Source organism: Bartonella sp. AA23NXGY, from assembly GCF_042197165.1.
In the GTDB taxonomy this organism is placed as follows: domain Bacteria; phylum Pseudomonadota; class Alphaproteobacteria; order Rhizobiales; family Rhizobiaceae; genus Bartonella.
This window is the reverse complement of sequence record NZ_JBHIRO010000037.1, coordinates 1-5,954: the sequence shown is the minus strand read 5'-3', so window position 1 is coordinate 5,954 and position 5,954 is coordinate 1. Positions and strand designations below refer to the sequence as shown.

Annotated in this window: 9 protein-coding genes and 2 pseudogenes; 4 read left to right on the top strand and 7 right to left on the bottom strand. The window is 37.1% G+C overall.

The window, feature by feature from the left end:
- The 6 genes and pseudogenes from ACFINY_RS09265 to ACFINY_RS09240 form a co-directional block, all read right to left on the bottom strand.
- A pseudogene (locus tag ACFINY_RS09265) lies at positions 1 to 188 on the bottom strand (hypothetical protein); the annotation flags it as partial.
- Positions 185 to 874: a hypothetical protein gene (locus tag ACFINY_RS09260; protein WP_375612643.1), complete on the bottom strand. Its 690-nt coding sequence runs from the start codon at positions 872 to 874 to the stop codon at positions 185 to 187. The pseudogene ACFINY_RS09265 and the gene ACFINY_RS09260, both read right to left, overlap by 4 nt.
- Before the next feature lie 5 nt (positions 875 to 879).
- Positions 880 to 1,344, bottom strand: coding sequence for a hypothetical protein (locus tag ACFINY_RS09255; RefSeq protein ID WP_375668668.1), 465 nt, complete (start codon positions 1,342 to 1,344; stop codon positions 880 to 882).
- Positions 1,345 to 1,363: 19 nt separating this feature from the next.
- Complete coding sequence (locus ACFINY_RS09250) at positions 1,364 to 2,056, bottom strand: hypothetical protein (RefSeq protein WP_375668669.1); 693 nt, start codon at positions 2,054 to 2,056, stop codon at positions 1,364 to 1,366.
- Between the two features lie 113 nt (positions 2,057 to 2,169).
- Entirely contained in the window at positions 2,170 to 2,550 is a 381-nt protein-coding gene (locus tag ACFINY_RS09245; protein WP_375610977.1) for a hypothetical protein, read from the bottom strand.
- Positions 2,551 to 2,756: 206 nt separating this feature from the next.
- Positions 2,757 to 3,059, bottom strand: a complete 303-nt coding sequence (locus ACFINY_RS09240; RefSeq protein ID WP_100128398.1) for a helix-turn-helix domain-containing protein — start codon at positions 3,057 to 3,059, stop codon at positions 2,757 to 2,759.
- Between the two features lie 91 nt (positions 3,060 to 3,150).
- On the opposite strand from ACFINY_RS09240, the gene ACFINY_RS09235 reads away from it, so the two are divergent.
- The 3 genes from ACFINY_RS09235 to ACFINY_RS09225 are packed head-to-tail and all read left to right on the top strand — an operon-like array spanning position 3,151 to position 4,667.
- On the top strand, positions 3,151 to 3,402 hold the full coding sequence (locus ACFINY_RS09235; protein ID WP_375612601.1) for a helix-turn-helix domain-containing protein: 252 nt from the start codon (positions 3,151 to 3,153) through the stop codon (positions 3,400 to 3,402).
- A 10-nt stretch (positions 3,403 to 3,412) separates the two neighbouring features.
- The gene (locus tag ACFINY_RS09230) at positions 3,413 to 3,979 is read left to right on the top strand and encodes a hypothetical protein (RefSeq protein ID WP_375701035.1); all 567 of its coding nucleotides are present in this window, start codon (positions 3,413 to 3,415) and stop codon (positions 3,977 to 3,979) included.
- A 10-nt stretch (positions 3,980 to 3,989) separates the two neighbouring features.
- The gene (locus tag ACFINY_RS09225) at positions 3,990 to 4,667 is read left to right on the top strand and encodes a hypothetical protein (protein WP_375613781.1); all 678 of its coding nucleotides are present in this window, start codon (positions 3,990 to 3,992) and stop codon (positions 4,665 to 4,667) included.
- Here ACFINY_RS09225 and ACFINY_RS09220 read toward each other — a convergent pair.
- On the bottom strand, positions 4,657 to 5,670 hold the full coding sequence (locus tag ACFINY_RS09220) for a hypothetical protein (RefSeq protein WP_375701034.1): 1,014 nt from the start codon (positions 5,668 to 5,670) through the stop codon (positions 4,657 to 4,659). The genes ACFINY_RS09225 and ACFINY_RS09220 overlap by 11 nt on opposite strands.
- A gap of 75 nt (positions 5,671 to 5,745) precedes the next feature.
- Here ACFINY_RS09220 and ACFINY_RS09215 point away from each other — a divergent pair.
- Positions 5,746 to 5,954: pseudogene (locus tag ACFINY_RS09215) on the top strand (hypothetical protein); the annotation flags it as partial.

Here is a 5,954-nt window from a genome sequence, read left to right as displayed (position 1 = left end):
CAACAATACGCCTTGGCATCATTATAAATCCAGCAATCGTCTTTTTGACTTAAATTGTCTTCATACTCTACAAAGCCCCCAAGGTCCCCAGCCTTAACATCACCAAAATCTTTTAATGCACGTATGCGGTAAAGCGTAAGGTATCCATCAAACTGAATTGTTTCATCAGTAAGTTCGTATTTTTTCATCTGGTCTTTTCTCCAGTTGAGATGGCGTTATAGTCATCAACGTGTGCGCTACGGTAAACTTCTGCCTTATCGGAAACGCATGCATAACCGTAAACCTCTGCCTTACCATAAACACGTGCTTCATCGAAAACGCGTGCACAATCGTAAACTTCTGCCTTATCGGAAACGCATGCATAACCGTAAACCTCTGCCTTACCGTAAACACGTGCTTCATCGAAAACGCGTGCACAATCGTAAACCTCTGCCTTACCGTAAACGTGTGCCTTACCGTAAACGTGTGTCTCACCGTAAATTTCTGCACGACCGTAAACGCATGCCCCGTAGTAAACGCGTGCGCTCTCGTAAACATGTGCATCATCAAAAATCCTAGCACCATCAAAAACCAGCGCATCATCATAAACTTTGGCATTACCGTAAACTTCTACATAATCGATAACGCGTGCATTGTTATAAACACGTGCATTGCCAAAAACTTGTGCCTCATCGGAAACTAGTGCATTGTCATAAATACATGCATTATCCGCAACCCAACAATAGTCCTCATGCGATAGGTTCTCTTCAGTCTCAATATAGCCGCCAAGATCACCTTTCTTGACGTCCCCCAAATCTCTCAGTGCACGAATGCGGTGAAGGATTTTGCCATCAACTTCGATTGTTTCATCAGTAAATTCGTATTTTTTTTCCATGATTACTATTTCTCACGTTCTACGATTACGGTGGAGCCACTAATTTTACAATTTCCAGCAATGTCTACACGACAGCAAATATATGCTTGATTGTAAATTTTAGCATTTCCGTAAACGTGTACACTTTTCCCTATAACAGAATTCCCATAAATCCGCGCATAGTCAAAAACCTTGGCATTATCTCCAACATCAGCACCACCAACTTCGGCATAATCAAAAACTTGTGCATTGCCATAAACGCGTGCATTCCCATAAACCCGCGCATCATCATAAACTTTGGCATCACCGTAAACGTGTGCATTGCCAAAAATCCAACAGTCTCTCTTATGGCTTAAGTTGCTCTCTTTTTCTATAAAACCGCCTAGGTCACCTTTTTTGACATATCCAAAGTCTCTCAGTGCACGAATGCGGCGGAGCGTTCTGCGCCCAAACTCAATTGTTTCATCAGTAAGTTCGTATTTTTTTTCCATGGTTTATTGCCTCATGCCCTTATCTTAAAACAGTGTCATTTCCAGATACTTTTGTATTTCCGGTTACTTTGGCATTCTCGCAAACTAGTGCACCACCAAACACACGGGCATTTCCAGAGATTTCTGCGTGACCGCCAATTTTAGCTTTTTCAGAAACATGTGCACCTTGGTGGATTGCGGCATTGCCATAAACCTTAGCCTTTCCAAAAACACGTGCATCATCTGCAATCAATGCGGATTCAAAAACACAAGCATCGTCAAAAATTTCTGCGTTCTTTGAAATTATTGCATTACCGCCAATCTTTGCATCATGGTATATTCGTGCATTACCAGAAACAGAAGCTTTATCGTACACTTTCGCGTTCCCATAAATTTTTGCAAGTACGTGAACACGGGCATTACCGTAAACTTTTGCATGATTGAAAATGTGTGCACCACTCAAAATTTGTGCATCATCGAAAATTGTTGCGTTATCATAAACCAATGCACAATCTTGGATTAGTGCATTGGCATAGACTTCGGCATTCCCAAAAACCTTTGCACTATCTCCAACCCAGCAATTGCCATCATGTGATAAATTACCCTCATGCTCTATAAAACCACCAACGTCACCTTTCTTGACTCTTCCAAAGTCTCTCAATGCACGAATGCGGTGGAGAGTTTTGCCCCCAACTTCGATTGTTTCATCAGTCATTTCGTATTTTTTTTCCATGGTTTTACTCCTTTAAGTTAGATTCTGCCTTTGTCGTTCTTGCAAAAGAACGGCATTGCATTGTGTGGTGAATTTTTTGAAAAGGAGGCGTCTTTTAAAAACGCCTTTAGCTTTTAAAGCACATCACAAGGACGCAAACGGTGTTGTTTTTCGTAAGAACCATACATTGCATCATCATATTCGCGCTGTTTTATATCATCTAAAAAAAAACCGTATGCTGTGCTGTGTAGAATAAAGTCATGCGGTATTTTGCCATCAAAACACTTTTGTTCACGTAGTTTGAGATAAAACTCAGCAATATCTTCAGAGATATCTTCGCAACGATTAGTCGTTGGTTCTACGCGCAAAATTTGGACAGCATTATCGGTTTGGTCGATAAAATTGATAATGTCCTTTTCTTCTAATAAAGGACCAGATTTAGCGAGATTTTGTTCTTCATTTTCGCACATCACTAAGAGAATTTCATCAGAATTTATAAACACTGGTTTATTCACAAATGCCTCCATACTGCCTATTGGCAAAAGTTATTTTCTAAGATATGGGATATTTGATACCAAAACGGTAATTTAAAGTCAATACCAAAATGGTTATTTTTTTATTTTATATTTTTTTAGAGTAGAAAAAATGGATGAAAAATGGTCAATTAATACGCAAATATTAGAACTATGGGATAAATTGACAGAAGATGAAAAAAGAGAGTTTATTCTTTTTTATCTTGATAAAATGAAGAAAGGAGATCAAGAAGTTTAACCTTATTATCGTAGCTTAGATGCTCTAACATATCTTCAATTTGTTCATCTAAGCTATTAGGCTTATTTCCTGAAAACAACAGTTGTTTGGGGGTAATTTTTAAGTGTGGCGCCAAACGTACAGCCCACTCCTTTGTTAATTTTCGTTGTCCATTTTCTAAACGAAAAATTTGTGGCTGACTAGTCCCTACCAATTCGGCTAATTCTTTTGAAGTTAAACCTACTTTTTGTCTGAAAAATTTCAAATTATTCATGATTCTTATCCTAATTAAAAAAAATATCCTTTCAAATGCCAATATGGTAAAATATGCTTGTCTTAATAATACCAATATGGTAAAAAGAGGAATGTCTAAACTAAAACTGTATTTATCAAAGAATAATATTACTTATGCCGAGTTTGCGATTTTGGTAGGTGTTACACAAGCATCTATAGCACGCTATGTGAATAAGAAGCGATTTCCGCATCCTAGGATAATACAAAAAATAGCAGAAGTTACTGATAATTACATAAGTCCTAGCGATTGGTATCAAGAGAATTTTTCTTCAATTTCTAAAAGTCGCGGTGTTGATCAGACGGGCGATAGATTGCAGCATTAAGGAGATCAAAATGAGTTCGAATGAAATTTTATGGATAGCAGTGGTTTCAGTTTTGCTCTTAAGCGGAGTGATGTTTCGTATTGCATTGCATTATCGCGATCAAGTTAAAGCACTTAAAGAGCAGGTTCAAGATATTAAGAAAAAAATGAAAGAGAATGAGTTTAGGTATTTAAAGGAAAGCAAGCAGACAATTGATGAATGTGATGCGGATCTTGAAGAACGTGACAAGGAAATTAAACAACTGAAGCAAGAGATTGAAGAACGTGACGAGGAAATTAAACAACTGAAACAAAAGACTGAAGAGCATGAAAAGGCGTTCAGAAATGTAAGTGAAGTTGTAATGACACTCGAAGCAGATGTTCAATCACGTGATACGGAAATTAAAGAACTGAAACAAAAGATAGATGCGTACCGAGAAGAGTTCAAACGGAAAAGTGAAAAGATACAGGCACTAAAAGCAGATGTGCAATCACGCGACGAGGAAATTCAAAGACTAACACAAGAGCTTAAGCCGCGTGATGAAGCAGTAAAAGCGCCGCTTCATAAGAATAAGAAGAGTAAGAAGAAGGGTAAGTGAGGAGAGAGGGATGGGCTTAATTGCACTTATTATATCTTGTATTGCTAATTTGTGTTCATGTTATGCGGTTTATACCAATTTTAAAAACATAAAAATGCTTAGACAAGCGATAAAAGAACGAGATGAGTTAATAGCGTCACAAAAAGCGTTGATGGAAGGACAGCTAGCAGAAAAAAATGAGTTAATAGCGTCACAAAAAGCATTGATGGAAGAACAGCTAGCAGAAAATGAAGAGAAAATACAACATTTACAAAAATTACAAAAAGAAGTGCAAGAACGTTTGTTGGAATCTGAACAGAAGAAATCTAAAGAGCAAGAATATTTGACTGAATATGAAAATATTTATGAAAATCTTCAAGAGTCTGAAGATGTTCGTGCGCTTGTAAGAGAGTTTGTAGAAAAAGCCCCAATTGTAAATGAAGAAGATGATAGAACGCAAAAGATACTAATACAATTGATGAAGGATGAGCAGAAAAAGAATGAAGCAATTGAAATTATTGAAGATTTCAATAGATGGTTTATGGCAAAACAATCGGTTACAGTTGCAGAAGCCAATAAATGGGATAGGGCACAATATTTATCATTTCTTCTTATGAAACCAAAGCCAATGACATGGGCCGAGTTGGCTGAAAAAAGCCCTGAGGAACAACAGCGTTATTCATCATGTTGGAAAACGGTTATTTATTGAATGGAAACAGCTTGGAATACAACAGATCGGATAGTTTATTACTTGGTTTAATATTAAAATATTCGGGGCAAAAAGTCACTTTTTCTGGTGGATTTAAAGGATTTACGGCAGTGTGCTCCATAGTCAATATTAAAGGAATTTCTGAGTTTCTGTCTATAGGAAAAACACCAATAATTAGTCCTAATAGACCAGAAGGTTTGAGGCTAAATGGATCAATATCGCTATGTATGGGTGGATCGACTCGAGGTTTCTTTAAGCATAAGTGTTTTTCCTGTTGAGGATGGATGTAATGTAGTGCTCCTAGTGATTGTGGCAAAAGTTCACGATAGCATGCGGACATAAAGATAAAAAGGCTATTATCCTGTATGCTGATAGAGTTGATTTTAATTGTTTGTTTTGTAGCATTTGTAATGATTAAAGATACATATATTACTGGAAAGATATCATTAGGATTATCACTTATCCATGAACTGTGTGTGGTAACACGGAGCTTTTTTTCTTCTAAAATCTCTAATTGTTTTTCCAGAACTGTGGCAAGCTTTTTCATTGATATCGCTTGTTGTCTAGTTGATTTAGCTATGTCCATGGCATTGGCTAATTCTGTTTTAAATTTTTCTCGATCTTCTTCTCTTAATTTTTCATCTTTTTCTCGATCTTCCTTTCTCAATTTTGCAGCTTCTATGCGATCTTCTTCTCTTAATTTTTCATCTTTTTCTCGATCTTCCTTTCTCAATTTTTCATCTTTTTCTCGATCTTCCTTTCTCAATTTTTCATCTTTTTCTCGATCTTCCTTTCTCAATTTTGCAGCTTCTATGCGATCTTCTTCTCTTGATTTTGCAGCTTCTATTCGATCTTCTTCTCTTAATTTAAATGTCTGTTTAATAGAAAGAAAAGCAAAAATTGCGGATAATAAAGCACCAACCGAAGAAAGTGCAGAAAATAAAACAGAAAACGCAGAAAATAATACAGGATGCTGTTCTATCCAATTTAAAATCGCTTGCATACTTCTTACACCCTTCTTTCCTTCATTTTCAGAAAAAAACAATCCTATAAAACACATTTTGTATGGAGCGGCGTGGTGATTAACACGATTCTTTGTTTTGATCTAGGTACCAAAACGGGGTGGGCGTTTCGCAATGCCGAGGGTGACATATTCAGTGGTACCGTGAATTTTCAATCGCGCCGTTTTGAAGGCGGTGGAATGCGTTATTTGCGTTTTAAACAATGGCTATCAGAAATAAAGCAGACAGCAGGTCAAATTGACGTGGTGTATTTTGAAGAGGTGAG